General features: G+C 71.0%; 28 protein-coding genes and 1 pseudogene. 11 read left to right on the top strand and 18 right to left on the bottom strand.

Features of this window, described 5'->3' with window-relative positions; translation table 11 throughout:
* Window positions 1–136: 136 nt before the first annotated feature.
* The 4 genes from JAO81_RS30535 to JAO81_RS30520 form a co-directional block, all read right to left on the bottom strand.
* Window positions 137–640, bottom strand: a complete 504-nt coding sequence (locus JAO81_RS30535) for a hypothetical protein (protein WP_374194372.1) — start codon at window positions 638–640, stop codon at window positions 137–139.
* Window positions 641–700: 60 nt separating this feature from the next.
* The gene (locus JAO81_RS30530) at window positions 701–1,780 is read right to left on the bottom strand and encodes an RNA polymerase sigma factor SigF (protein ID WP_199551191.1); all 1,080 of its coding nucleotides are present in this window, start codon (window positions 1,778–1,780) and stop codon (window positions 701–703) included.
* Window positions 1,777–2,190 (bottom strand): anti-sigma regulatory factor, encoded by a 414-nt coding sequence (locus JAO81_RS30525; protein WP_093608316.1) that lies wholly within the window; start codon window positions 2,188–2,190, stop codon window positions 1,777–1,779. The genes JAO81_RS30530 and JAO81_RS30525 overlap by 4 nt, the downstream gene beginning before the upstream one ends.
* A gap of 352 nt (window positions 2,191–2,542) precedes the next feature.
* A complete protein-coding gene (locus JAO81_RS30520) occupies window positions 2,543–2,803 on the bottom strand; it encodes a UBP-type zinc finger domain-containing protein (RefSeq protein WP_165335699.1) in 261 nt (86 codons plus the stop codon).
* Window positions 2,804–2,866: 63 nt separating this feature from the next.
* Here JAO81_RS30520 and JAO81_RS30515 point away from each other — a divergent pair, with 63 nt between their 5' ends.
* Window positions 2,867–4,459 (top strand): Na+/H+ antiporter, encoded by a 1,593-nt coding sequence (locus tag JAO81_RS30515; protein ID WP_199551190.1) that lies wholly within the window; start codon window positions 2,867–2,869, stop codon window positions 4,457–4,459.
* 73 nt (window positions 4,460–4,532) lie between these two features.
* On the opposite strand, the gene JAO81_RS30510 is transcribed toward JAO81_RS30515, so the two are convergent.
* The 4 genes from JAO81_RS30510 to JAO81_RS30495 all read right to left on the bottom strand — a co-directional run bounded on the left by JAO81_RS30510 (window position 4,533) and on the right by JAO81_RS30495 (window position 6,921).
* Complete coding sequence (locus JAO81_RS30510; protein WP_374194371.1) at window positions 4,533–5,477, bottom strand: 1-aminocyclopropane-1-carboxylate deaminase/D-cysteine desulfhydrase; 945 nt, start codon at window positions 5,475–5,477, stop codon at window positions 4,533–4,535.
* Between the two features lie 130 nt (window positions 5,478–5,607).
* Window positions 5,608–6,198: an N-acetylmuramoyl-L-alanine amidase gene (locus JAO81_RS30505; RefSeq protein ID WP_199551189.1), complete on the bottom strand. Its 591-nt coding sequence runs from the start codon at window positions 6,196–6,198 to the stop codon at window positions 5,608–5,610.
* A 190-nt stretch (window positions 6,199–6,388) separates the two neighbouring features.
* Window positions 6,389–6,622, bottom strand: coding sequence for a hypothetical protein (locus JAO81_RS30500; RefSeq protein WP_165335702.1), 234 nt, complete (start codon window positions 6,620–6,622; stop codon window positions 6,389–6,391).
* A gap of 71 nt (window positions 6,623–6,693) precedes the next feature.
* Window positions 6,694–6,921, bottom strand: coding sequence for a hypothetical protein (locus tag JAO81_RS30495; RefSeq protein WP_165335703.1), 228 nt, complete (start codon window positions 6,919–6,921; stop codon window positions 6,694–6,696).
* A gap of 97 nt (window positions 6,922–7,018) precedes the next feature.
* Between JAO81_RS30495 and JAO81_RS30490 the strand changes: the two genes are divergently transcribed.
* The 3 genes from JAO81_RS30490 (at window position 7,019) to JAO81_RS30480 (ending at window position 9,089) form a co-directional block, all read left to right on the top strand.
* Window positions 7,019–7,279, top strand: coding sequence for a hypothetical protein (locus tag JAO81_RS30490; protein WP_233416136.1), 261 nt, complete (start codon window positions 7,019–7,021; stop codon window positions 7,277–7,279).
* A gap of 111 nt (window positions 7,280–7,390) precedes the next feature.
* Window positions 7,391–7,807: a YciI family protein gene (locus JAO81_RS30485; RefSeq protein ID WP_199551188.1), complete on the top strand. Its 417-nt coding sequence runs from the start codon at window positions 7,391–7,393 to the stop codon at window positions 7,805–7,807.
* A 49-nt stretch (window positions 7,808–7,856) separates the two neighbouring features.
* On the top strand, window positions 7,857–9,089 hold the full coding sequence (locus JAO81_RS30480) for an RNA polymerase sigma factor (RefSeq protein ID WP_199551187.1): 1,233 nt from the start codon (window positions 7,857–7,859) through the stop codon (window positions 9,087–9,089).
* Between the two features lie 113 nt (window positions 9,090–9,202).
* Here JAO81_RS30480 and JAO81_RS30475 read toward each other — a convergent pair whose 3' ends face one another.
* Window positions 9,203–9,892, bottom strand: a complete 690-nt coding sequence (locus tag JAO81_RS30475; protein ID WP_233416135.1) for a hypothetical protein — start codon at window positions 9,890–9,892, stop codon at window positions 9,203–9,205.
* A gap of 207 nt (window positions 9,893–10,099) precedes the next feature.
* Here JAO81_RS30475 and JAO81_RS30470 point away from each other — a divergent pair, with 207 nt between their 5' ends.
* On the top strand, window positions 10,100–11,251 hold the full coding sequence (locus JAO81_RS30470; protein ID WP_199551186.1) for a serine hydrolase: 1,152 nt from the start codon (window positions 10,100–10,102) through the stop codon (window positions 11,249–11,251).
* 50 nt (window positions 11,252–11,301) lie between these two features.
* Here the strand turns inward: JAO81_RS30470 and JAO81_RS30465 are convergent, their stop codons facing one another.
* Complete coding sequence (locus tag JAO81_RS30465; RefSeq protein ID WP_199551185.1) at window positions 11,302–12,144, bottom strand: hypothetical protein; 843 nt, start codon at window positions 12,142–12,144, stop codon at window positions 11,302–11,304.
* Between the two features lie 188 nt (window positions 12,145–12,332).
* Here JAO81_RS30465 and JAO81_RS44095 point away from each other — a divergent pair.
* A pseudogene (locus JAO81_RS44095) lies at window positions 12,333–13,095 on the top strand (aminoglycoside N(3)-acetyltransferase).
* Here JAO81_RS44095 and JAO81_RS30455 read toward each other — a convergent pair.
* Window positions 13,062–13,682 carry a response regulator transcription factor gene (locus JAO81_RS30455; RefSeq protein ID WP_199551212.1) on the bottom strand — a complete coding sequence of 207 codons (621 nt, stop codon included), beginning with the start codon at window positions 13,680–13,682 and terminating at the stop codon, window positions 13,062–13,064. The pseudogene JAO81_RS44095 and the gene JAO81_RS30455 overlap by 34 nt on opposite strands.
* Before the next feature lie 50 nt (window positions 13,683–13,732).
* Complete coding sequence (locus tag JAO81_RS30450; protein ID WP_199551183.1) at window positions 13,733–14,956, bottom strand: sensor histidine kinase; 1,224 nt, start codon at window positions 14,954–14,956, stop codon at window positions 13,733–13,735.
* 133 nt (window positions 14,957–15,089) lie between these two features.
* Here JAO81_RS30450 and JAO81_RS30445 point away from each other — a divergent pair, with 133 nt between their 5' ends.
* Together JAO81_RS30445 and JAO81_RS30440 are read left to right on the top strand one after the other, a co-directional pair.
* Window positions 15,090–16,040: an ABC transporter ATP-binding protein gene (locus JAO81_RS30445; RefSeq protein ID WP_199551182.1), complete on the top strand. Its 951-nt coding sequence runs from the start codon at window positions 15,090–15,092 to the stop codon at window positions 16,038–16,040.
* On the top strand, window positions 16,037–16,882 hold the full coding sequence (locus JAO81_RS30440) for an ABC transporter permease subunit (protein ID WP_199551181.1): 846 nt from the start codon (window positions 16,037–16,039) through the stop codon (window positions 16,880–16,882). Before JAO81_RS30445 ends, JAO81_RS30440 begins: the two co-directional genes overlap by 4 nt.
* Before the next feature lie 159 nt (window positions 16,883–17,041).
* Here JAO81_RS30440 and JAO81_RS30435 read toward each other — a convergent pair whose 3' ends face one another.
* A complete protein-coding gene (locus JAO81_RS30435; protein WP_199551180.1) occupies window positions 17,042–17,533 on the bottom strand; it encodes a GNAT family N-acetyltransferase in 492 nt (163 codons plus the stop codon).
* A gap of 178 nt (window positions 17,534–17,711) precedes the next feature.
* Here JAO81_RS30435 and JAO81_RS30430 point away from each other — a divergent pair, with 178 nt between their 5' ends.
* Complete coding sequence (locus JAO81_RS30430) at window positions 17,712–18,848, top strand: serine hydrolase domain-containing protein (RefSeq protein WP_199551179.1); 1,137 nt, start codon at window positions 17,712–17,714, stop codon at window positions 18,846–18,848.
* A gap of 119 nt (window positions 18,849–18,967) precedes the next feature.
* On the opposite strand, the gene sodN is transcribed toward JAO81_RS30430, so the two are convergent.
* Window positions 18,968–19,363 (bottom strand): superoxide dismutase, Ni, encoded by a 396-nt coding sequence (sodN, locus tag JAO81_RS30425; protein WP_187811750.1) that lies wholly within the window; start codon window positions 19,361–19,363, stop codon window positions 18,968–18,970.
* Window positions 19,364–19,538: 175 nt separating this feature from the next.
* Here sodN and sodX point away from each other — a divergent pair, with 175 nt between their 5' ends.
* Complete coding sequence (gene sodX / locus JAO81_RS30420) at window positions 19,539–19,964, top strand: nickel-type superoxide dismutase maturation protease (protein WP_199551178.1); 426 nt, start codon at window positions 19,539–19,541, stop codon at window positions 19,962–19,964.
* Here the strand turns inward: sodX and JAO81_RS30415 are convergent.
* The gene (locus JAO81_RS30415; RefSeq protein WP_165335084.1) at window positions 19,889–20,497 is read right to left on the bottom strand and encodes a CGNR zinc finger domain-containing protein; all 609 of its coding nucleotides are present in this window, start codon (window positions 20,495–20,497) and stop codon (window positions 19,889–19,891) included. The genes sodX and JAO81_RS30415 overlap by 76 nt on opposite strands.
* 125 nt (window positions 20,498–20,622) lie before the next feature.
* Between JAO81_RS30415 and JAO81_RS30410 the strand changes: the two genes are divergently transcribed.
* Window positions 20,623–21,384, top strand: coding sequence for a trans-aconitate 2-methyltransferase (locus JAO81_RS30410; RefSeq protein ID WP_199551177.1), 762 nt, complete (start codon window positions 20,623–20,625; stop codon window positions 21,382–21,384).
* 124 nt (window positions 21,385–21,508) lie between these two features.
* On the opposite strand, the gene JAO81_RS30405 is transcribed toward JAO81_RS30410, so the two are convergent.
* From JAO81_RS30405 to JAO81_RS30395, 3 genes are all read right to left on the bottom strand, one after another.
* Window positions 21,509–22,276, bottom strand: a complete 768-nt coding sequence (locus JAO81_RS30405; protein ID WP_307813865.1) for an amino acid ABC transporter ATP-binding protein — start codon at window positions 22,274–22,276, stop codon at window positions 21,509–21,511.
* Window positions 22,273–23,214, bottom strand: a complete 942-nt coding sequence (locus JAO81_RS30400; protein WP_199551176.1) for an amino acid ABC transporter permease — start codon at window positions 23,212–23,214, stop codon at window positions 22,273–22,275. Before JAO81_RS30400 ends, JAO81_RS30405 begins: the two co-directional genes overlap by 4 nt.
* Before the next feature lie 37 nt (window positions 23,215–23,251).
* Window positions 23,252–23,707: transporter substrate-binding domain-containing protein (locus tag JAO81_RS30395; protein WP_199551175.1), on the bottom strand; the 456-nt coding region annotated here is incomplete at its 5' end.

Here is a 23,707-nt window from a genome sequence, read left to right as displayed (position 1 = left end):
AAGGGTACCTAGCGGAGTTGATCTGGCCCATACCGAGGGGTTGGGATGCCGGGTTCGTCCCGGGTCGGGGTGGTGGGGGGTGCGGGTGGTGCGCCGCGGGGGGCTATGCCTTCGGGCCGATCCCCTGCCGCAGGGGCTAAGCCTTCGGGCCGATCCCCAGTGCCTGCGTCGTCGTCGGGTTGAGCAGGAGGGTCAAGGACGTGACCGCTACGACTGCCAGGGCGATGCCGGCTGGGATGGCGATGCTGTCGGCCTGGAGGAGTTGCCAGGCGACGGGGAGGGCGAGGATCTGGGTGATGATCGCGGGGCCCCGGCTCCAGCTGCGGAGCTTGAGGAGACCGCGGGCGGCGAGCAAGGGGATTGCCGCGAGGACGATCAGGGTGATGCCGCCGGTCTCGGCCTGCGTCGCGTCGCCGACGTTGCCGGCGAGGCCCTGGATCAGCATCCAGGCGCCGCCGGCGATCAGGGCGAGGCCCTCCAGGGCGGCGAGGGCCGCGGCTGCGGTCAGGCGCGGGGGGCGGGGCGGCTGGGGGGGGGGGGGCTGCTGGGGGGCCCCGGGGGCGGGCGGGGGCCCCGGGGCGGGTTTTTTCTCCCCGCCCCGCCCCTCCCCGAAACCGGGCCCCCGCCCCGGACCCCGCATCCGAACTTCGTTCGGATCTGCTCAAGCGCCGCAGGGGCTGACTACCGCCGCAGGGGCTGGTTACTCCTCCACCAGCAGCCGCTCCCGCAGCTGCGCCAGCGTGCGGGCCAGGAGGCGGGAGACGTGCATCTGGGAGATGCCGACTTCCTGGGCGATCTGGGACTGGGTCATGTTGCCGAAGAAGCGGAGGAGGAGGATGCGCTTCTCCCGCGGGGGGAGGTCCTCCAGGAGGGGCTTCAGGGATTCGCGGTACTCGACGCCCTCGAGCGCCTCGTCCTCCGCGCCCAGAGTGTCCGCGACCGCGGGGGACTCGTCGTCCGTGTCGGGGACGTCCAGGGAGAGGGTGGAGTACGCGTTCGCCGACTCCAGGCCCTCGAGGACCTCTTCCTCGGAGATACCGAGCCGCTCGGCCAGTTCGTGGACCGTGGGGGAGCGCCCGTGCTGCTGGGACAGCTCCGCCGTCGCGGTCGTCAGGGCGAGGCGCAGCTCCTGCAGGCGGCGCGGTACGCGGACCGCCCAGCCCTTGTCGCGGAAGTGGCGCTTGATCTCACCGACCACGGTCGGTGTCGCATACGTCGAGAACTCGACGCCGCGTTCCGGGTCGAAGCGGTCGACCGACTTGATCAGGCCGATCGTCGCGACCTGGGTGAGGTCGTCGAGCGGCTCGCCGCGGTTGCGGAAGCGCCGTGCCAGGTGCTCGACCAGCGGGAGGTGCTGACGGACGAGGCGGTTGCGCAGCTCCGCGTACTCCGCGCTGTCCGCGGGAAGTTTGCGCAGTTCGACGAAGAGCGCCTTCGCGCCGCTGCGGTCCTGCGGATCGTGCTGCTGATGCCCAGTCATGTGTCCCGCCCTCCCCCGGCTGCCGCCGGGAGGTGTCCCCGGCCCGCGCCCGGCCTGGCCGAAGAGCGCGCCGCGCTCGCCCCTGTCGCTCCGTGCCACCTGCTGCTCCGCGTGCGGAGCGTCCTCCGTGTCCGGATGCGGCCGGGCCTGCTGTTCGGGATTCCCGGGGTTCCCGGCGGCGCCCCGGATCCCCGCAGGACCGGGCCTCCCGCCGGTGACCGCGCCGGATTCGCTGCCATCGGATGGCAGACCCCATGCGCCACGCTCATCGCCTCGCACCGGCCCGTCCCCGTCCCTCACGCCGGCCCGGGTCCCGCGCCGCGCTGTTTGTACAGGCTGATCGAGACGTTCTTGTCGTCGTCCACCGTGGATTCGACCTTGCCCGCGAGCGCGGAGAGCACCGTCCAGGCGAAGGTGTCCCTCGCGGGGGCGCGTCCGTCGGTGGTGGGGGCCGAGACCGTGACCTCGAGGGAGTCGTCGACCAGACGGAAGACGCAGCTGAGGACCGAACCGGGCACGGCCTGCTGGAGCAGGATCGCGCAGGCTTCGTCGACCGCGATCCGCAAGTCCTCGATCTCGTCGAGGGTGAAGTCCAATCGGGCCGCGAGTCCTGCTGTGGCGGTGCGCAGCACGGACAGGTAGGCACCGGCAGCCGGAAGCCGGACTTCGACGAAGTCCTGGGCCGCGGGCTCGCCTGCGATCTGGGACACCCTCACCTCCAAGGTGGTCGAACATGTCGGGCCGAGGGTGCAGGCGCCTTCGGTCTTCCTCGGCGGCCTGCGCCTTCGGGCTCTCGGCCCGCCGACGGGCGGCGGGCCATACGCAGCGTCGCACGGGTAACGCGCCGCAAGGTCCAGCGGTGACGCTATCGCGCTCCGAGGCTCCCTGTCCCGGGGGCCCTTACGCCCGGGGGCCCATTGGTGTCACTCATAGTAAGCCTATGCGTACGGACAGTGGCTAGGGGTCTGCGGGCCCAATTGCCAACAGAGTGCGCCGGGTTGACGTACCCACGCGTCGCGCGGTCGAACCCCGGCGGTCGCGCCCCGCGTACGCCTGCGGGCGTCACACGATCGCACCGTCCGCGAAGCACCAGCGCCAGCTCTCGCCGGGCTCGAAGGTGCGCATCACGGCGTGCCCGGTGTCCTTGAAGTGCTGGGTGCCGTGCTGGAACGGAGACGAGTCGCAGCAGCCCACATGCCCGCAGGTCAGACAGAGCCGCAGCTGCACCGGGTGGCTGCCGGCGGCCTCGCATTCGAGGCAGGTCTCGCTCAGCGCCGGCGGCTCCGGGTGGGGCAGCAGCTCAACGTGCGTGCACTCGTTCATGATTGCAGCTTACGACGCAGGTCAGGGCTGCGGCTCACGATCATGGACGGGCGCGGGATCACCATGGATGTCTTGCCACTGCTGATGCTGGTCGCGGGCAGCGCCGCGATCGCCGGGGTCGCGCGCCGCACTCCGGTGCCGGCGCCCCTGCTCCTGGTGGCGGTCGGCCTCGTCGTGGCGTACCTGCCGGGCGTGCCCGCGTACGAACTCGATCCGCATATCGTCCTGCCGCTGCTTCTGCCGCCGCTTCTGTACACCGCCGGGGTGGAGAGCTCGTATCTCGACCTGCGGGCCAACTGGCGTCCCGTGGTGCTGCTTTCCGTGGGCTACGTGCTGTTCGCGACCCTGGTCGTCGGCTACGCGATCTATCTGATCGTGCCGGACCTGCCGCTCACCGCCGCGCTCGTGCTCGGCGCGGTGATCGCGCCGCCGGACGCGGTGGCGGCGACCGCGATCGCCCGGCGGGTGGGGCTGCCCTCGCGGATCACCACGATCCTGCAGGGCGAGTCCCTGGTGAACGACGCCACCGCGATCACCGCGTACAAGGTGGCGCTCGCCGCGGCGGTCGGCGAGGGGGCCAGCTGGGCGGGCGGTATCGGAGAGTTCGCGCTCGCGGCGCTCGGCGGTGTGGGGGTCGGCCTGATCCTGATGGTGCCGCTGCACTGGCTGCGCAAGTGCCTCAACGAGGCGCTGCTGCAGAACACCCTCTCGCTCCTGATCCCCTTCGTCGCCTACGCGGCGGCCGAGGAGGTGCACGCGTCCGGAGTGCTCGCCGTGGTCGTCGTGGCGCTCTATCTCGGGCATCGCTCATGGCAGGTCGACTTCGCGACCAGGCTCCAGGAGGCGGCCGTCTGGAAGATGGTCGCGTTCATCCTGGAGTCCGCCGTCTTCGCTCTCATCGGGCTGCAACTGCCGGTGGTCCTGAAGGAACTGGGGGAGTACGAGGGGCTGACCGCCGCCTGGTACGCGGTGGCTCTGTTCGTGATCGTGGTCGTCGCCCGGTTCGTCTGGGTGTACCCGGCGACGTACATCCCGCGGTGGCTGTCCACGCGGATCCGGGAGCGGGAGCCGGACCCCGGATGGACCGGGCCGCTGATCGTGGGCTGGGCCGGGATGCGCGGGGTGGTGTCGCTCGCCATCGCGTTCTCGATTCCGCATGTCCTGGACGACGGCTCGCCCTTCCCCGCGCGCAATCTCGTGCTCTTCCTGACCTTTACGACGGTGATCGGCACCCTGGTCGTACAGGGGCTCAGCCTGCCCGGTCTGATCAAGGTCCTGAAGGTGCCGGGGCGCGACGCCCGGGCCGAGACGCTGGCGGAGGCGCAGGCCCAGAGCGAGGCTTCCCGGGCCGCGCAGGAGCGGCTCGACGCCCTCCTCGCCGATGAACGCAACGTCCTGCCGGACGCGCTGGCCGACCGGCTGCGGGCCGTTCTGGAGCGGCGGCGCAACGCGGTGTGGGAGCGCCTGGGCACGGTCAACGCCGTGACGGGGGAGAGCGCCGACGACACGTACCGGCGGCTCGCGGGCGAGATGATCGACGCCGAGCGTGAGGTCTTCGTGCGACTGCGGGACCAGCGGCGGATCGACGACGAGATGCTGCGGACGCTGCTGCGCAGGCTGGATCTGGAGGAGGCGGCGGCTTACCGGGAGGACTAGCCGGCGGCTTACCGCGAGGGGTAGCCGGCGGCCTACCGCGAGGGAGAGCCGGCGGCCCCCGGGAGCGGGCGGCCTACCGCGAGGAGCGGTCGACGGCCTCCGGGCCGGGCCGGCCGGTGATCACCGCGGCGAGGCGGGTGCCGTGCGGGAAGGCGCCCTCCTCCGTGAGGGCGGTGAGGCCGTGGAGCAGTTTGGCGACATAGAGACGTTCCAGGGGCAGGGCGTGGCGCTGCTCGAAGTCGTCGGCGAACGCGTCGAGTTCCGGGGTCGTACGGGCGTAGCCGCCGGCGTGGAAGCGGTCGTCGAGGCGCCAGTTGGCGGTCGGGGCGCCGAAGGTCTCCGTCTGCAGACGGCGTATCTCCGCCGTGAGGAACCCGCCCTTGAGGACGGGGATGCCGAGGGCCTCGCGGCCGGGGGCGAGTCCGGCGGCGAGTCCGGCGAGGGTGCCGCCCGTGCCGCAGGCGATCGCCACGACGTCGGCCTTGTCGCGCAGCTCGTGTCCGAGGTCCGTACAGCCTTGTACGGCGAGGGAGTTGGAGCCGCCCTCGGGGATGACGTAGCTGTCCTGCGCCCGGGCCTCGGTCAGGATGCGGGCGAGGGTTCCCGGCTGGTGTTTCTGTCGGTACGTCGATCTGTCGATGAACACCAGACGCATACCGTCGGCCGCGCACTGCGCCAGGGACGGGTTGAGCGGACGGCCCGCGAGCTCGTCGCCCCGTACGACACCGACGGTGGGGAAACCGAGGAGGCGGCCCGCGGCGGCGACGGCGCGCAAGTGGTTGGAGTAGGCGCCGCCGAAGGTGAGCAGCGGGCGTCCGCGGGCGGCGCGGAGGTTGAGCGCGAGCTTGCGCCACTTGTTGCCGGGCAGGGCCTCGTGGATGAGGTCGTCGCGCTTGAGCAGCAGGGTGACGCCACGGCGCGTGAAGCGCTCGTCGGCCAGCGGCTGCAGCGGGGAGGGGAGCCGGGGCTGCAGGGCGGCGAGGTCGGGGGCGGTCACGTGCTCGTCGGGGGCGGTCACGTGCTCATTGTCAGGCGTGCGGGAGTGGTCGGCTCGTGGGCGTGGGCGTGGGCGTGGGCCCGGGCGTGGGCCTGGGCCGGGGTGCGGGGAGTCTCCCGGGGACTGCCGGACTGCTTCAGCGGCAGCTGGACTACTTCAGCCGCTCGGCGATACGGGCGCGCATGGCACGCATCGTGAAGCCGCGCGGGTCGACCTTGCCCGGCTGCCATTCGAGATGGCCGATCACCGAGCGGGCCGTCCAGCGGTGGTGGCGGCAGATCGCCGCCGCGGCCCGCTCGATCGCCTCCAACTGGGCGGCGGGCCAGGGGTCTTCGCCGTCGCCGAGATTCTCGCACTCGAAACCGTAGAAGTGGCGGTTTCCGTCAGTGTTCGCCTCGTTGTCCGGCGGCAGGCCCTTCTCGGCGATGGCGGCGCGCAGGACGTCGTCGTCGCCGGGGCCCGCGTGGTTGGCGCGGCCGTGGCCCACCAGGTGGACCTTGCCGTTCTTGGTGATCACTCCGTGGCACAGCGGGCCGGGCAGGGAGGCGTATCCGTCGCGGCAGATGCGGACGGTGCGCTCGCTGCCCTTCGTGACGGTGTGATGGATCATCACTCCGTGCACCGGGCCCCAGGGCCCTTTGTGATTGCGGTTGTGGTGCCGCCAGTCACCGACCTCGACGACGGTGAGTCCTTCGTCCCGCAGGGCGTCCAGAAGTCTGCTCGCGGACATGGGTGGGGCCATGCCGCCTCCGTTCATAGGGCTCGCATACGGCGAAAGCGCCCGGTTGCGCGCCGCCTCGTAGCGCACGCTTGTACCGGAACTCCCTTGCGAAGGCGACTTGTTCGAGACCCGAGCGAGCTGAATCGGTCACTGTGCGGGTGTGGTGGGCCGTCGGTGCGCGGGCACGTCGGGCCGTCGGTGGGCGCGGGGGTCAGCTGCGCAGGAACGCGTCACCGTTCGCCGCGACGTGCGCCTCGACCGCCTGCAGTGCCTGCTGCGTGGCCTGGGGGCTGCCGGTGCCCTGCCGCTCCGCGTAGTAAGCGGCACCGAGCTTCTTCAGGAGGTCCGCGCCCGCGCGCTGGCCCTGCACCTCGTCGATCTTCTGCTTGCCCTGTGTGAGACCACGCTGCGCCTGCTCTTTGGCTCGGTCCAGGAACCCTGCCATGGTGTTTCTCCTGTCTCGTGGTGCGGTTTCCGTTCCGTCAACGTCCGGGCGGATCTTGGGGTTCCCGGGTCTTACGTCGCCGTGTCCCACGCGGCCTGCTTCAGCGCCATGCGGGCGGCCGGCGAGGCGCCCCTGGGCGTGGCCCAGTACGGGTGGGCGGCGATCTGGCGGGACAGCGTGATCAGACGGCGGCGCAGCACCGTGTAGTCCTTGCCGGACGCGGTCGCCAGGCGTCGGCACGCCGCGTACCAGTCGATCTGGGCCTGCAGAAGGTCATCGGGGAAGAGGTGTCCTGTCACGGATCCGATTCCATCATGTGTTCGAATATTTGTGCGAGTCGACGCGCGCGGACCGCGGCCTCTGGCCGTACCCCCGGCCCAGGAATACCTTGGAAACATGGCCAGACGAGATGAGCGCACGGCCGCAGCTCGCGCTCTCGGCGATACGGGCCGCATCGGCGCGCATCGCGACGGCGACGAGTGTCCGGTCTGCAAGCAGCCGGTGGATACGGTCGTCAAGCCCCGCAAGGTGCTCGGCGCCTATGTGCCCAGTTACTCGGCCGGTCCCTGTCACAACCCTCGCTGCTCGGCCGGTGTCGACCCGGCCGAAGCGGAGGTCGAGGCCGGGCCCGCCGCCGAGCCCGAGAACCACACGTAGCAGAAAAATCTTGAAAAAGATGCGGGCGGGCTGTCGAGAGGCACCCGCCCGCTCCGACGTCTCCTGTGCAAGCCGCCCGGACAGGGCGGCCGGGAACTAGGAGTGACTCTCATGAAGTACCTCGTGATGGTGCAGGGCTCGAAGGCCGACTACGACGCCATGAGCGGGCAGGCGAACGAGCACAGTCCGGCCTGGAGCGAGAAGGATCTGCAGGCCATGTACGCGTTCATGACCGATCTCAACAACGACCTCGCGGAGTCGGGCGAGATGGTCGACGGGCAGGGTCTGACCTCGCCCGCGCAGCAGCGTTCCGTCTTCCGCGGTGCCGACGGCAAGGTGGTCGTCACCGACGGGCCGTACAGCGAGACGAAGGAGCTGCTCGCGGGCTTCTGGATCCTCGACTGCGAGTCGGTCGAGCGGGTCACCGCGATCGCCGAGCGGATCACCGAATGTCCGCAGCCCGAGGGCGCGCCCTTCTATCCGGTGGTCATTCGGCCGATCGACTCCGGTGCCGGGGGCGACGTATAGGAAACCCCGGAAACCCCGGGACACCCGAACCCCAAGCCCAAGGTGATGTGTGAGTCGGGAGCGCGGAGTCGAGGACCTGCTGCGCACCAACGCGCCGCAGGTCCTCGGCGCGCTCGTGCGGCGGTACGGGCACTTCGACCTCGCCGAGGACGCCGTACAGGAGGCGCTGCTCGCGGCGGCCGAGCAGTGGCCCGACGAGGGCACGCCCAACAATCCGCGCGGCTGGCTGATCCGGGTCGCCTCGCGCCGGCTCACCGACCGGCTGCGCAGCGAGCAGGCGCGGGCCCGGCGCGAGGAGGAGGCCGCGCGGCTCGCGCCGGCGGACTCCTGGACCGCGCCGCCGCCCGGTGAGTCGCGGGCGCCGTCCGAGGACGACACGCTCACCCTGCTCTTCCTGTGCTGCCACCCGGAGCTGTCGCCCGCCGCGCAGATCGCGCTCACCCTGCGCGCGGTCGGCGGTCTGACCACCGCCGAGATCGCGCGGGCGCATCTGCTGCCCGAGGCGACGATGGCGCAGCGGATCAGCCGGGCGAAGAAGACGATACGAGGGGCGCCCTTCCGCCAGCCCGGTCCGCAGGACCGTGATCAGCGTCTTGCGGCCGTCCTGAAGATCCTCTATCTCATCTTCAACGAGGGCTATACGGCGACCTCCGGCACCGCACTGCACCGCGCCGACCTGGCCCGCGAGGCCATCCGTCTCACGCGAGCCGTCCGCAGGCTGCTGCCCGTCGAGGGTGCCGTCACCGGACTGCTCGCGCTGATGCTGCTCACCGACGCCCGCGCCCCGGCGCGCAGCGGACCGCACGGCGAACTGATCCCGCTGGACGAGCAGGACCGTTCGCTGTGGGACCGCCCGGCGATCGTCGAAGGGCTGAAACTGGTCGAGGAAGCGCTCGCGCAGGGCCCCGCGGGGCCGTACCAGCTCCAGGCCGCCGTCGCCGCGTTGCACGACGAGGCGGAGCGGGCCGAGGACACGGACTGGCCGCAGATCCTCGCCCTGTACGACCTGCTCGTCCGCCAGGCGCCCGAGCCGATGGCCCAGCTGGGGCGGGTGGTCGCGGTGGCGATGGTGCGCGGGCCCGACGCCGGACTCGGTGAACTCGCGGCTCTGGACGAGGTGTTGGGGTCGCACTACCGCTTTCATGCGGTACGGGCGCACCTTCTGGAGAAGTCCGGTGACCCGGACGGCGCGCGGGCCGCCTACGGAGCCGCCGCCGAAGGGACGCTGAGCCGGCCCGAGAGGCGCTATCTGCGGGCCAGGGCCGCCCGCCTGCTGCCTTGAGGGCCCCTCCCAGGCGCTGCCTCTGCAGGATTCAGCCTTTAACCCTGCCCCTTGCCCCTGCCGGATTCAGGCTTTAGCCCTGCCCCTGCCCCTGCCCCTGCCGGATTCAGCTCTTAACCCTGCCCCTGCCCCTGCCGGGCCTGCATCCGCGTCCTGTGCCCCCGCCGGTCCGGGCGCCCGATGTGGCCCGCGGGCCGGCGGAGCTCACCGAGCCACAGCGCGGGCGCATGCTGCCGGAGCCCCGCCATCACCGCATCGCGCGCCCCCGCCCGGAACGGCAACTGATAGCGCACCCGCGGCAGATCGGGCCCGGGCGGGTCCTCCCCCTGTGCCTGAAGGGCGTGGGGGTGCCCCCAGCGTACGAGTGGCCAAAGGACCGGATCGTCCCGGTCGACCGGGCCCCGCGGGTACAGCTCCAGGGAGTACAGCTTGGTGCCGCGGCCGAGGCGGCTCCAGTGCACGGCCGCACCGGTCAGGCCGTCCCACGGGATCAGGGCGCGCGCCGTGCCGTCGTCCCACCAGAAGCCGGTCCCGTCGAAGAGCGCACGGGCGTTGCGCCCCTTGTACGTGGCGATCAGCGCGAGCATGCCGAGCGCGACGAAGCCGAGCATCAGGACGACGCCCACATAGCCCGCGGCGGGCGGCGGCCTGCGCTGCTCGCCGACGATCACGCTCACCGCACCCGCCACACCGAGCAGCCCCACGGCGATCACCACCAGCGCGATCGGCACGGCAAGGCTCGCGCTGTTGGTGGTCCGCACCACAAGGGCGTCCGGGGACGGCTGGGGTATCGGTGTCGGCATGGTGCAGGAGTGTAGGGACGGGCCGTGGGACGTGCGGGGGTTCCCCGCGGTTACAGGGAGTCCCTCCTGAGTCCCTCCTCTCGCGTACGAGAGGAGGGGCGCCGCGCGCAAGGTGCCGGCGCCTTGTGAGTGACAGGACGGGGAATGTCCAGGCCGTGCGCCCAGTTGACCCCGTACGAAACGAAGCGGACGAAGCGAGGGGGAGACATGGCGGACACGGCTCGGGCTCATGTGGCGGGCGAGGTCGCGGCGGGATTCGAGGCTGTACGGGAGGAGTTCGCCGCCGTCGTGGCACGTGAGCCCGCCGACACCGGCGCCCAGCTCGTCGTCCACCACGGCGGGCGGCGCGTGGTCGACCTGTGGGCCGCGACGGACGCGGGGGAGACCGGGGACGAGCTCGCGCCGCTGTACTCGGTGACCAAGGGTGCGGCCTATCTGGTCACCGCGCTGCTCGTCCAGGACGGTGTGCTCGACCTGGACCGCGAAGTCGCCCACTACTGGCCGGAGTTCGCCGCCGAGGGCAAGGGTGCGCTCACCCTGCGGGGACTGCTCCAGCACCGCTCCGGCGTGATCGGCGTCCCGGGCGGAGCGAGCGTCGAGGAGCTCGCCGACGACCAGGCGCTCGCCGCCCGTCTCGCCGGGCAGCGCCCGCTGTGGCAGCCCGGCACGGCGTACGGCTATCACGCGCTGGTGATCGGCGCGCTGGTCGGCGAAGTGGTGCGCCGCGCCACCGGGCGCACCGTGCAGGAGATCTACGAGGAGCGGCTGCGGGCTCCGTACGATCTCGACTTCCACCTGGGCCTGCCCGAGAAGGACGCGGCCCGTACGCGTGATGTGCTGCCGATGCGGCCGACCCCGGAACAGGCCGCCGAGCTGGGCAGGTCGGCGCCGCCGCAGGCGATGCGGACCGCGTTCAACATCGACGGCACGCCCGACATCACGGTCTACGGCAACTCGCCCGTGGTGCGCGCCAAGGGCCCCGCGTCGGCCGGCGGAATCGGCAACGCGCGGGGCGTGGCCGGCATGTACGCGGCCGCGCTGACCGGACTCGGCGGCGGGCCCGCGCTCCTCAAGCCGCAGACGCTCGAGCAGTTCACCGGGACCGGGACGGAAGGCGCCGATGTCGTCACCGGCGAGGACCGGCACTTCCTCGTCGGCTTCGAGGCGCAGCAGGTCCGCTACCCGTACCTGGGCGCCGACGCCTTCGGCCACTGCGGCGCCGCGGGCGCGGAGGCCTGGGCGGACCCGTCGACCGGGCTCATCTATGCGTACGCACGGCGGCTGTGGGCGTTCCCGGGAGGCGCCGCGCCGGAGAACCTGCGCCTGGGCGAGGCGGTGTTCCGGGCGGCTACGGCCTGACGGAGCCGTTCCGTTCGAGCGGCGGACCATGCAACGAGCAGGTCGTGCGTTCAGTGCGCGCCGTACTCCCGGAGCAGGCTCCGGACCGACGCGGTCATCGTCGTCGCGAACCGTTCCCGTGTGGCCTCGTCGACCCGGTCGAGGGAGAGGTACGGATTGAGGTCCTCCAGCTCCACGAGGAGCAGCGCACCGTCGGGCGCGCGGCAGGCGTCGACGCGCTGGATGCCGGAGGTCAGCGTGTTCCAGGCGATGAAGCTCCCGGCGAACTCCAGGTCGGCGGCGGTGGGTTCGTACGGCACGAGCTCCCACCGCCGCTCCGGGTCGGGGGCGTACAGGGCGTACTGGAAGAGGTCGTCGATGAAGTAGAAGGACACCTCGTACTGGAACGGGATCTTCGGCTGGACCAGGATCCCCTCCTCGTACGGGAGCGTCGCGAGCTCGTCGGGGGCGACCGTGCGCAGCCCCAGCGAGTCGGCGCCCAGCTTCGGCTTGACGATGTAGGCGTCCGCGGCCGGCAGCAGACGGACGTCCTCGGCCCGGTCGACGGTGAAGATCACGGGCATGCCCTCGGCGGTGAGGTTGACGAGGTAGTCCTTGCCGGCCATGTCGCCCTGGCCGTCCGGGGTGTTGTAGACGCGGACGCCGTTCCTGAGGGTGGCGTGCACGAACGCCTCCCGCTCGGCGAGGTGGTTGAGCACCGGGCCGCTGTTGCGCACGACGACCGCGTCGAAGCCGTCCGCCAGGGCGGTGGCGTCCAGCGGATGGCACAGCGCGAGGTCGAAGTGCTCGCGCAGCCGCGCCGTCAGCGCGATGTCCTCGTCGCAGTAGCGCCGCCCGCGGGCCGGGTAGGCGAGGTCGGTGACGTAGAGGATGCGGGGCTTGGCGGGCGGCATGAGGGTCCAGGGTTTTTGGGGCGACGGGGTGCGGCTGTGCCGCTTCAAGTTATCTCCGGCCCTGGACCGCGCCACAGGGGGGCTGCGCAGGTCCGGTGGAACGGAATTCGATCTTCCGGTCTGTCGTGGTGCCGGGTTATCTTCGGGCAGCCGGGCCCTTCCGGCCCACGGCAAGGAAACGGAACACCATGGGCACGACGCTGACCACCGACCATCTCGCCGACGGCTGGCGCAAGACCGGTCTGGACGAGGGCATGCACGTGATCGTGCACGCGTCGCTGTCCAGCCTCGGGACGGTCGAGGGCGGTGGCCCGGCCGTGGTGGAGAGTCTGCGCCGGGTGCTCGGACCGACCGGGACGCTGGTGACACCGGCCTTCACCTGGCAGGTCGCCGACCCCTGCCCCGAGCTGTCGGGGGTGCCCGGACCCGAGGCCGCCGCGCGGCGTGCCGCGGTGCCGCTGTTCCACCCGGGCCTGGAGACGACCGAGATGGGCGCCGTCGCCGAAGTGGTGCGTGCGCTACCGGGCGCACGAGATCGTCCGCGACCAGTCCCTCGGCTTCGCCGTAGGACGCACCTCGCCGTTCGGCCGGCTGCACGACCTGGGCGGACACATCCTCCTGGTCGGCGTCGGGCACGACCGCAACACCTTCCTGCACTACGCGGAGTCCCTGACGCCCGCGCCACGGCTGAAGGTCCGCCGCTTCCCGATGGCCGTCGACGGCGAACGGGTGTGGGTGGAGACGACGGACGTCGGCAATGACAATGGCCGGTTCTTTCCCCAGGTGGGCGCGGAGTTCGAGGCCCACGCGGGCATCGCACCGGTCACGGTCGGCGCGGCCGAGTGCCGGCTGCTCCCCGTTGCGGACCTCGTGCCGTTCGCGGCCGGCCGGCTCGCGGAGCTGCTGGCGGACGCGGCTCAGACCGAGGGACCCACAAGCCCCGCCTCATAGGCCAGGATCACCAGCTGTACGCGGTCGCGGGCGTCCAGTTTGGACAGCAGGCGGGTCACGTAAGTCTTCGCCGTGGCGGGGGAGAGGGTCAGTTCCTCGGCGATCTCCGTGTTCGTCAGGCCCGAGCCGATCAGGGTGAGGACCTCGCGTTCGCGGTCCGTGATGGCGTTCAACCGGCGTACGGCGGCGGCCTGTTCGCCCACCGGTGCGCTCTTGGGGCCCGCCGCCGCGAAGTCCGTGATCAGCCGGCGCGTGACGGCCGGGGCGAGCAGCGCGTCACCGGACGCCACCACCCGTACCGCGTCGAGGATCTGCTCCAGGGCCATGTCCTTCACCAGGAAGCCGGCCGCCCCGGCCCGCAGCGCGCCGTACACGTACCCATCGTCGTCGAAGGTCGTCAGGACGATGATCTGCGCCGCGGACGGGCCCGCCACGATCTGCCGGGTGGCTTCGATGCCGTCCATCACCGGCATACGGATGTCCATGACGATCACGTCGGGGGCGGCGTCCACGGCGAGCTTGACCGCCTCCGCGCCGTTGCCGGCCTCGCCTACCAGCTCCAGATCCGCCGCGTCCGTGATCACCATCTGCAGCGCGGCGCGCACCAGTGGCTGGTCGTCGACCAGCGCGACCCGGATCACGCCGCCGCCCCGGGCAGGGGCAGCCGGGCCGCGACCCGGAAACCGCCGCCCGTGCGGGCCCCCGCGCTGAACTCCCCGTTCAGGAGCGCCACCCGCTCGCGCATCCCCATGAGCCCGAACCCTCCGCCGGGGCCGCCGGGCCCCCGGCCGCGATCGGTGATCTCCAGGGCGAGTTCGCCGTTTCCGTACTCCACACGCACCTCACAAGCCTGCGTCTTCGCATGCCGTACGACATTGGTGACGGCCTCCTGGACGAGGCGGTACGCGGCCAGATCGATGTCCGGCGGCAGCGGGCGACGGGCACCTTGCCAGGTCACGTCAGTGCGCACGCCCGCCGCCGAGGTCGACTCGGCCAGGCGGTCGAGGTCCGACAGGCCCTGCAAAGGTGGGGGTACCCCCTGGTCGAGCGGAGCCGAGAGGCTGGGGGACAGTTCGGGCTCGCGCAGGGCGCCCAGCATCCGGCGCAGACCCGCCAGGGTCTCGCGGCCCGCCTCCTCCACGGTGCGCATCGCCTCACTCGCCCGGTCCGGCTGGGTGTGCACCACGCGTGCGGCCGCGCCCGCCTGGAGCGCGATGATGCCGATGCTGTGCGCCACCGTGTCGTGCATCTCGCGGGCGATGCGCAGGCGTTCGGCGGTCACGGCCTGTGCGGCGGCCTGCGTCTGGAGGGCGGCGGCGTGGGCGCGGGCCTGGTGGTGGGAGTCGCCGACGACCCAGGCGACGAGCACGAGAAGGGCGACGGAGAGCAGCTGGGCCGTTTCGACGTTGCCGCGTGTCGCCACACGGACGCCGAAGGGGAAGAACAGCACGGCCAGCGCGAAGGCCGCCGCGATGACGCTGCTGCGGCGGGGGTGGATGCGCGCGACCAGGTACAACGCGAAGGCCGGTGCGAGGAACGACACCAGATCGAACTCGTTCATGCCGAGCAATCCGGCCGCTCCTGCCGGGCCGAGCAGGAACAGCGCGTATCCGAACAGCGGCCGGCCGCGCAGCAGGCGGGCGCCCGAGGTGACCGCGCACGCCATGACCGCGAGCAGCGTCCAGCCGAGAGGGCCGGGCGAGAAGACGAGCCGCGGCTCGCCGTCGATGACGGCTTCTCCGGGCAGCGGGAAGAAGGTGAGCAGCCCGAATCCCAGCGTCGCGAACCAGAGGACCACGGCCCATATCTCCGGGCGGATCCGCCGCAAGAGCGGTGCGGTGGGGGCAGAGGTCGGGTGCATCCCGTGAGCGTAGCGACATGATCGTCGGCGGGGCATCGGGCCGGGGCTGTACAACCTGGGGTGACATCCGGACCCTCGATTGTCACCGGCAGCCGGACGACCGGCGGGCCTTCGACCCGGCACCGTGGTCCCCATGATCGAGGTCAGCGAACTCACCAAGCGATACGGCGGCAAGACCGCCGTCCACGACCTGACGTTCACCGTCAGGCCCGGCCGCGTGACCGGCTTCCTCGGTCCGAACGGGGCCGGCAAGTCGACCACCTTGCGCATGATCCTCGGGCTGCACGCCCCGACGAGCGGCACGGTGACCGTCGACGGCACGCCCTTCGCCGACCGGCCGCGCGGACTGCGGCACGTCGGTTCGCTGCTCGACGCCCACGACGTCCACGGCGGCCGCAGCGGCCGTGCGCAGCTCGAGGCGCTCGCGCGGTCCAACCGGATCCCGCGCCGCCGCGTCGACGAGGTGCTCGCGGAGGTCGGGCTCACGGACGCCGCCCGGCGGCGGATCGGTGGCTACTCGCTCGGGATGAAGCAGCGTCTGGGCATCGCGTCCGCCCTGCTCGGCGATCCGCCGGTGCTGCTGTTCGACGAACCGCTCAACGGGCTGGACCCGGAGGGTGTCCGCTGGGTGCGCGGTTTGTTCCGGCGCCTCGCCGACGAGGGCCGTACGGTCTTCGTCTCCAGCCATCTGATGTCCGAGATGGAGCACACGGCCGACGACCTGGTCGTGATCGGCCGCGGCGCACTCATCGCCGCTGAGCCGCTCACGGACTTCGCGGCCCGCGGCACCCGGGCCCATGTCACGGTCCGTACCCCGCAGGCCGCCGAGCTCATCGGCCTGCTGACCGCGGCGGACGCCGCCGTCACCTCGTACGGGGAGAGGCTGGAGATCACCGGGGTGACGGCTCCCGAGGTCGCCCGCATCGCGCTCGACCACCGCATCCTGTTGCACCACCTGGCCACGGAGAACGCCTCGTTGGAGCGGGCGTTCATGGAACTGACAGCGGACAGCGTCGAGTACGGCGCCATGGATGCGCTCACGCACGCGTCCAGCGCCCGGCACCTGGCAGGAGAGACCCGATGACCGCCCTCGCTTCTCTGAACACGGTGCCCCCGGCCACCGAATTCCGGCCCCGCTTCAGGGATCTGACCGCCGCCGAGTGGATCAAGACCCGCTCGCTGCGCTCCACTCCGATCGCCTACGGGGTGACGGCGCTGGCCGTCCTCGGGTTCAACCTGGGCGTGGCCTACGACACGTACACCTACTGGACCGCGCGGACTGCGGCCGACCGCGCGCAGTTCATCCAGGACGGCATCCCGCTGCAGCACGCCTTCAGTTCCAACGCCGCCGTGGTGATGATGCTCGCCCTCGGTGCGATCGGGGCGCTCACCGTGGTCGGTGAGTACAGCACCGGCACCATCCGCACGACCTTCTCGGCCGTCCCGGCCCGTGGTGCGGTCCTCGCCGCGAAGGCCGCGGTGCTCGCGGCGGTCTCGACGGTCTTCGGTCTGCTGCTCGCGACCGCATCCTTCTTCGGTACGCAGGCGATCCTCGGCGCGCGCGAGGCGGGTATCGACATCGGCCATCCGGGGGCGCTGCAAGTCCTGCTCGGCTCGGCGCTGTCGGCCCCGGTCTGCGCGCTCGCGGGCTTCGCGCTCGGCGCCCTGATCAGGCAGACGGCGTCCACGATGATCGCGACGTTGACGGTCCTGCTGATCCTCCCGATGTTCCTCACCGACGGCCGCTATTTGTCGGCGCTCCTCGGCCATGCGACGCCGTACCAGGCATGGATGCGGCTCGCCGATCCCGGTTACACGGCGGGGGAGTTTCCCTGGACGACGGCCGGCGCATGGAGCGTGTACGCGGGATGGGCCGTGGCGGCCGTGGTGGTCGCGATGGTGGCGGTACGGCGCCGGGACCAGTGAGCGGGTGTGTCCGAGCCGACGGAGCGGTGAGCGGGCGGTTGTGAGCCGACGGAGCGGTGAGCGGGTGTGTCCGAGCCGACGGAGCGGTGAGCGGGCGGCTGTGAGTCGACGGAGCGGTGGGTGGGTGTGAGGAGACGGAGCGGTGAGCGACAGGGCCGGTCAGGCCAAGGCCTTGGCGAACCAGTGGTCCGCGCGGCCGTGGCCCACGTAGGGCGCCGTCTCCTCGTAACCGTTGCGCAGGTACAGCGTCCGGGCCTCGGTCAGCTGGGTGTTGGTCTCGCAGACCATCAGGGTGGCGCCGAGTTTCACGGCGGCCTCCTCGACGGCGCCCAGGAGCCCGCGGCCCAGACCCGCTCCCCGTCCGGCCGGACGTACGTACATCCGCTTGAGCTCGGCCGTGCCCGGGCTGACCGGGAGCAGCCGCACCCCCACACAGCCCAGGAGCTCGCCCTCGCCGCCCCGCGCCACCAGGAACTCCCCGTCGGGCGGGGCGAGATCGCGGTGCGGATCGCGGGCGATGACGGCCTGTATCTCGGCCGCACTGACCGCCCGGCCGAGGACCCGCTGCCCCATCTCGGTGAAGTACTCCCGCATCACCTCGTCGATCCCGGCACCGGTGACGGGCTCCGCGCTGATGCTCCAGGTCGCCATGCGCGCCATGCTCCCCGACCGGTCCGGCCCCGGTCCATGGCCGTGCGCGCATCCGCGAGCCCCGGGCGGTACGCGGTCTCCTCGCGATCACTGTCCGGGAAAGGCTTGCCCAAGGGCAGGGGGACGGGTCGAATGGGCACCGCGGACGCAAGATCGGCACGGCAGCCCGGGAGGGTGTATGGCAGTCCACGGCACGGTGGCCGCCGGTTTCGAGGGCGTACGGGAGGCGTTCAGCGCCTTCCTCGAGGACGAGGAGCACGACCCGGGCGCCCAGTTGGCGGTCCACCGGGGCGGTGAGCGTGTGGTGGACCTGTGGTCGGACTCGGTCGGCGCGGAGTCGCTGCTCGGTGTCTTCTCGTCCACCAAGGGCGCGGCGTATCTGGTGACGGCCCTCCTGGTCCAGGACGGCGTACTCGAGCTGGACCGCACCGTCGCCTCGTACTGGCCGGACTTCGCGGCCGAGGGCAAGGGCGCGATCACCCTGCGGGAACTCCTGTCCCACCGGGCCGGGTTGATCGGTCTGGACGCCGGCTTCACCCCGCAGGAGCTGGCCGACGACCGGGCGATCGCGGCCCTGTTGGCCGGGCAGCGCCCCTTCTGGCAGCCGGGCCGGTTCTTCGGTTACCACGGCTTCGTGATCGGGGCACTCGTCGGAGAGGTGGTGTTCCGCGTGACCGGGCGCACCCTGCAGGAGTGGTACGAGGAACGGATTCGCGCCCCGTACGACCTGGACCTGTGGCTGGGCCTGCCCGAGTCCGAGGAGCCGCGCTACCTCACCACCCTGCCGATGCTCCTGACGCCGGAGCAGCGGGCCGAGGCCGACGCCGAGGCGCACAGCCCGTACAGCCTGGCCGGCATCGCCTACAACCAGCACGCGCCCGGCCATGCCGAGCTGTACGACTTCCCCAACTCCCGCCTCGTCCGCGCGAAGGGCCAGGCGTCGGTGGGCGGTGTGGGATCCGCGCGCGGTCTGGCCGGCATGTACGCCGCGGCGGCGTTCGGCCTGGGCTCGGGCGCACCGCTTCTGAAGCCCGGCACCGCGGCGGAGTTCGCCCGGATCCACTCCTCGGGCACCGACCTGGTGAGCGACTCACCGAAGTCGTTCGGCCTGGGGTTCAGCAGCATCGGCCACCACTTCGCCTCCGTCGGAGCCGGTGCCTTCGGCCACAGCGGCGCGTCGGGCTCCCTCGCCTTCGCCGACCCCCGTCAGGGCTACGCCTACGCGTACACCCGCCGCCGGTACGCCTACCCGGGCGGCGCGGCCCCGGAGAACTGGGCGCTGCTGCGCTCGGTGGTCCGGGCAGCACCGGCCTGACGCGGACCCGTGACGCAAGGGACCAGGCCGCATGACGCGGCCGGGTCCCTCACGTGCATCGTGCATCCGCCGACCTGCGATGGTGCACCGATCGCAGACCATGGCGAACAGGCCTGGGATCAGGCCTTCTTGGTCTCCCAGAAGATCTTGTCGATCTGGGCGATGTAGTCCAGCGCCTTCTGGCCCGTGGCCGGGTCGGTCGACGCCTTCGCGGCCGAGAGGGCCTTGAGGGTGTCGTTCACCAGCTGGTGCAGCTCCGGGTACTTCTCGAAGTGCGGGGGCTTGAAGTAGTCGCTCCACAGCACCGACACGTGGTGCTTGGCGAGCTCGGCGCGCTGCTCCTTGATGACAACGGCGCGAGCCTGGAAGTGGGCGTCGTCGTTCGCCGCCATCTTCTCCTGGACGGCCTTGACGGACTCCGCCTCGATACGGGCCTGGGCGGGGTCGTACACACCGCAGGGCAGGTCGCAGTGGGCGCTGACCTTCACCTTGGGGGCAAACAGGCGGGAGAGCATGTAGCTGTCCTTCCTCGTGATCGTCTTCTCAAGTGGGAGATTACTCCCTGGGAAGGTGAGATTCGCGGGTGCCCCCGGCGGCTTAGGTCAAAAGTCCAGGGTGACCCTGGGACCCGTGGACGATCCCACTGCACACTGATAGGTGGGCGGCGACACGGCTGGCGGGAGGTGCCTGATGCGGGAGTCGGTGCGAGTGGGCGAGGGCAGAGTGCCCTTCGGGATCGCCGAGGTGCACGGGCCGTCGATGGTCCCCACGCTGCACCACGGCGACCAGCTGCTCATCCGGTACGGGGTGCGCATCCGGCCCGGTGACGTGGTGGTACTCCGGCATCCGTTCCAGCAGGACCTGCTGGTCGTCAAGCGTGCCGTCGAACGGCGTGAGAGCGGCTGGTGGGTGCTCGGGGACAACTCCTTCGCCGGCGGGGACAGTACGGATTACGGGACTGTGCCCGAGGAGCTGGTGCTCGCCAAGGTGCTCGGGCGCTACCGGCCGCGGGCCGAGGGCCGGCGGCTGCTCCTTTGGCTCTACTCGGCGGTGCGTCCCGTCTTCGCGTCCCGGTCCGTGCGGGCCGCCGCCTCCTCGCGCTTGCGGGCCCGGTAGGCCGCGACATTGGCGCGGGTCGCGCAGCGGTCCGAGCAGTAGCGGCGCGAGCGGTTGGTCGAGGTGTCGAGATAGGCGTTGCGGCAGGGCGCCGCCTCGCACAGGCCGAGGCGGTCGACGCCGTGCTCGGTGAGGTGGAAGGCGAGCCCCATCGAGGCGATCGCCGCATAGCCCGCGGTCGCGTTCGACGGGTGATCGGCGAGATGCATGTGCCACAGCGGGTTGTCCTGGTCGTCGCGGTGGTCGTGCCCGGAGATCTGCGGGCTCACAGGGAACTCCAGGAGCAGGGAGTTCAGGAGGTCGACCGCGAGCGTCTGGTCCCCGCTGTCGGCCGCTTCGAAGACCGCGCGCAGCCGCCCCCGCACCGAACGGAAGCGTGTGACGTCCGCGTCCGTCGCGCGCCGCGCCGCCGACTGATTGCCGCCGAACAGCGCGCGGACCGCCTCGACGCTGGTCAGCGCGTCCTTGCCGCGGGCCGGCTCCTCGCTGTTGACGAGACGCACTGCGTAGTCCGCGTAATAGGTCAGTTCCACTTGTAGTCCTTACGGATGCGGTCTATCTTCGTCGTACGGAAGTAATGGGCGGAGCCCTGCTCGGGGGCTTACGTACAGGGTATTACGTACGGAGGGGAACCATGGCGGACGTACGGAGGGGCACCATGACGGACACCCACGCCACCACGGACTGGCGTGCCTGGCAGGACAGCTGGGACCGGCAGCAGCAGTGGTACCTGCCGGACCGCGAGGAGCGGTTCTCGGTCATGCTCGACATGGTGGAGGCCCTGGTCGGTCCGAAGGCGCGGGTGCTGGATCTGGCATGCGGTACGGGGAGTATTACGGACCGGCTCCTCAAGAGGTTCCCCGAGGCGGAGAGCACCGGCGTGGACCTGGACCCGGCGCTGCTCACCATCGCCGAGGGCACCTTCGCGGGCGACGGCCGCGTCACCTTCGTACGGGCGGACCTCAAGGATCCGCACTGGGCCGCGAAGCTCCCGTACGACAGCTATGACGCCGTGCTCACCGCGACCGCCCTGCACTGGCTGCACAGCCCCGAACTCGCCGTCCTGTACGGGCAGATCGCGGATCTGGTCCGCGCGGGCGGGGTCTTCATGAACGCCGACCACATGCCCGACCCGGCGACCCCGAGGATCAACGCCGCGGAGAGCGCGCACCGCAACGCGCGTGCTCGGCAGGTCAAGTCCGAGGGCGTCCTCGACTGGAAGGAGTGGTGGCAGCTCGCCGCCGCCGATCCGGTCCTCGCCGCCCCGACGGCCGAGCGCTTCGAGATCTACGGCGACCATGCGGACGGCGACATGCCCTCGGCCGACTGGCACGCCCGCACACTGCGGGACATGGGCTTCGCCGAGGCCCGCACGGTGTGGGCCTCGCCGGCGGACGCGCTGGTCCTTGCGCTCAAGTAGCGGATTTCAGCCCTGCGGCGTTTGAGCAGATCCGAACGGAGTTCGGATGCCGCGGGGGCGAAGACCCGGGAAGCGACGGGGGCGGTACGGGAAATCCCGTCCCGCCCCTGTCGGTTGGAAAGAGCTACAGCACCTTCGACAGGAAGGACTGCGTCCGCTCGTGCTGCGGATTCGTCAGTACGTCGCGGGGGTTGCCCGCCTCGACGACCACGCCCTCGTCCATGAAGACCAGGGAGTCGCCGACCTCGCGGGCGAAGCCCATCTCATGGGTGACGACGATCATCGTCATACCGTCCTCGGCGAGACCCCGCATGACGTCGAGGACGTCACCGACCAGCTCCGGGTCGAGCGCGGAGGTGGGCTCGTCGAAGAGCATCAGCTTGGGCTCCATCGCGAGCGCACGGGCGATCGCGACGCGCTGCTGCTGGCCGCCGGAGAGCTGGGACGGGTAGTTCCCGGCCTTGTCGGCCAGGCCCACGCGGTCGAGCAGCCGCTGGGCGCGCTCGCGCGCCACGGCCTTCGACTCGCGCTTGACCTGGACCGGAGCCTCCATGACGTTCTCGAGCGCCGTCATGTGCGGGAACAGGTTGAAGCGCTGGAAGACCATGCCGATGTCCCGGCGCTGCAGGGCGACTTCGCTGTCCTTGAGCTCGTACAGCTTGCCGTTCTTCTCGCGGTAGCCGACCAGCTGGCCGTCGACCGAGAGCCGGCCGCCGGAGATCTGCTCCAGGTGGTTGATGCACCGCAGGAACGTCGACTTGCCCGAACCGGACGGGCCGATGAGGCAGAACACCTCACGCGGCGCGACCTCGAGGTCGATGCCCTTGAGGACCTCGACGCTGCCGAACGACTTGTGGACGTTCTCGGCCTTGACCATGGGAACCGCGGTCATCGGAGACCTCCCGACAGATTGCGCGACGGGATCAGAGCGGCCTTCAGGCGCTGGACCGGCGTCGGCGGGAGCGAGCGTGTGGAGCCCTTGGCGTAGTAGCGCTCCACGTAGTACTGACCCACGGACAGGATCGAGGTCATCACCAGGTACCAGGCGGCGGCGAGGAAGTACATCTCGACCGTGGCCGTCGAGCGTTCACCGATCTGCTGGGTGACCCGGAACAGGTCGAGGTACTGCACCGCCGAGACCAGCGAGGTGGTCTTCAGCATGTTGATGACCTCGTTGCCCGTCGGCGGCACGATCACCCGCATCGACTGCGGGATCACGATGCGGCGCAGGGTCTTGGCGTGGCTCATGCCGAGCGCGTGCGACGCCTCGGTCTGGCCCTCGTCGACCGAGAGCAGACCGGCGCGGCAGATCTCCGCCATGTACGCGGCCTCGTTGAGGCCCAGGCCGAGCAGCGCCGTCAGCATCGGCGTCATGAAGTCCGACCACTGGTCCTTGTAGAACGGACCGAGGTTGACGTACTCGAAGACCAGGCCCAGGTTGAACCAGACGAACAGCTGGACCAGGACCGGGGTGCCGCGGAAGAACCAGATGTAGAACCAGGCGATGCTGCTGGTCACAGGGTTCTTCGACAGCCGCATCACGGCGAGCAGGACACCGAGGACGACGCCGATGACCATCGCGAGGATCGTCAGCTTCATCGTCTCGACGACACCGTCGAGGATGCGGTCGTTGAAGAAGTAGTCGGGCAGCGCGCCCCAGTTGATTTTGTCCGACTGGGCGAACGCGTAGACGATCGCGACGAGGATGCCCAGCGCGATCAGGGCCGAGACGTAGCGCAGCGGGTGGCGGACCGGGATGGCCTTGATGACCTCCGGTCCGCCGCCGCGGGCGCCGCCCGGGCCGTCCGTCTTGTTGACGTCAGCAGTCACGGGTGTTGCCTTTCAAACCAGCGGGTGCCGGAACCGGTCACTTGCCGCCGTTGATGGCGGCTTCCTTGACGGCGCCGTCCGCAACGCCCCACTTCGAGATGATCTTGTCGTACTCGCCGCTCTTGATGACGGCGTCGAGCGCGGCCTTGAGGGCGTCGCGCAGCTGGTCGTTGCCCTTGGCCACGGCGATGCCGTACGGGCCGGCCTCGACCTGGTCGCCGACGATCTCGAAGTTCTTGCCGCCGCCCGAGTTCTTCACGCTGTACGCGGCGATCGGGAAGTCCGCGGAGACGACGTCGGCGCCGCCGCCGCGCATCCGGGTCTCGGCCTCGGGGTTGGTCGGGAAGTCCTCGACCTTGAGGGCCGGCTTGCCGTCCTTCTTGCACTTCTTGGCCTGGTCGTTGGCCAGGTCCAGGGAGAAGGTGGCCTGCTGTACGGCGATGGTCTTGCCGCACAGGTCGTCCCAGGTCTTGATGCCCTGGGTCTCGCCCTT

The sequence above is a fragment of the Streptomyces sp. N35 genome (assembly GCF_016464295.1).
Lineage (GTDB): Bacteria > Actinomycetota > Actinomycetes > Streptomycetales > Streptomycetaceae > Streptomyces.
This window is presented reverse-complemented; position numbering and strand designations above follow the sequence as displayed.

Excerpts from the sequence above, each read along its gene's own strand:
- JAO81_RS30535 (WP_374194372.1), bottom strand. The coding sequence starts at position 640 with ATGCGGGGTCCGGGGCGGGGGCCCGGTTTCGGGGAGGGGCGGGGCGGG.
- JAO81_RS30520 (WP_165335699.1), bottom strand. The coding sequence starts at position 2,803 with ATGAACGAGTGCACGCACGTTGAGCTGCTGCCCCACCCGGAGCCGCCG.
- JAO81_RS30515 (WP_199551190.1), top strand. The coding sequence starts at position 2,867 with ATGGATGTCTTGCCACTGCTGATGCTGGTCGCGGGCAGCGCCGCGATC.
- JAO81_RS30505 (WP_199551189.1), bottom strand. The coding sequence starts at position 6,198 with ATGGCCCCACCCATGTCCGCGAGCAGACTTCTGGACGCCCTGCGGGAC.
- JAO81_RS30500 (WP_165335702.1), bottom strand. The coding sequence starts at position 6,622 with ATGGCAGGGTTCCTGGACCGAGCCAAAGAGCAGGCGCAGCGTGGTCTC.
- JAO81_RS30490 (WP_233416136.1), top strand. The coding sequence starts at position 7,019 with ATGGCCAGACGAGATGAGCGCACGGCCGCAGCTCGCGCTCTCGGCGAT.
- JAO81_RS30485 (WP_199551188.1), top strand. The coding sequence starts at position 7,391 with ATGAAGTACCTCGTGATGGTGCAGGGCTCGAAGGCCGACTACGACGCC.
- JAO81_RS30475 (WP_233416135.1), bottom strand. The coding sequence starts at position 9,892 with ATGCCGACACCGATACCCCAGCCGTCCCCGGACGCCCTTGTGGTGCGG.
- JAO81_RS30470 (WP_199551186.1), top strand. The coding sequence starts at position 10,100 with ATGGCGGACACGGCTCGGGCTCATGTGGCGGGCGAGGTCGCGGCGGGA.
- JAO81_RS30465 (WP_199551185.1), bottom strand. The coding sequence starts at position 12,144 with ATGCCGCCCGCCAAGCCCCGCATCCTCTACGTCACCGACCTCGCCTAC.
- JAO81_RS30455 (WP_199551212.1), bottom strand. The coding sequence starts at position 13,682 with ATGGTGATCACGGACGCGGCGGATCTGGAGCTGGTAGGCGAGGCCGGC.
- JAO81_RS30450 (WP_199551183.1), bottom strand. The coding sequence starts at position 14,956 with ATGCACCCGACCTCTGCCCCCACCGCACCGCTCTTGCGGCGGATCCGC.
- JAO81_RS30445 (WP_199551182.1), top strand. The coding sequence starts at position 15,090 with ATGATCGAGGTCAGCGAACTCACCAAGCGATACGGCGGCAAGACCGCC.
- JAO81_RS30440 (WP_199551181.1), top strand. The coding sequence starts at position 16,037 with ATGACCGCCCTCGCTTCTCTGAACACGGTGCCCCCGGCCACCGAATTC.
- JAO81_RS30435 (WP_199551180.1), bottom strand. The coding sequence starts at position 17,533 with ATGGCGACCTGGAGCATCAGCGCGGAGCCCGTCACCGGTGCCGGGATC.
- JAO81_RS30430 (WP_199551179.1), top strand. The coding sequence starts at position 17,712 with ATGGCAGTCCACGGCACGGTGGCCGCCGGTTTCGAGGGCGTACGGGAG.
- sodN (WP_187811750.1), bottom strand. The coding sequence starts at position 19,363 with ATGCTCTCCCGCCTGTTTGCCCCCAAGGTGAAGGTCAGCGCCCACTGC.
- sodX (WP_199551178.1), top strand. The coding sequence starts at position 19,539 with ATGCGGGAGTCGGTGCGAGTGGGCGAGGGCAGAGTGCCCTTCGGGATC.
- JAO81_RS30410 (WP_199551177.1), top strand. The coding sequence starts at position 20,623 with ATGACGGACACCCACGCCACCACGGACTGGCGTGCCTGGCAGGACAGC.
- JAO81_RS30405 (WP_307813865.1), bottom strand. The coding sequence starts at position 22,276 with ATGACCGCGGTTCCCATGGTCAAGGCCGAGAACGTCCACAAGTCGTTC.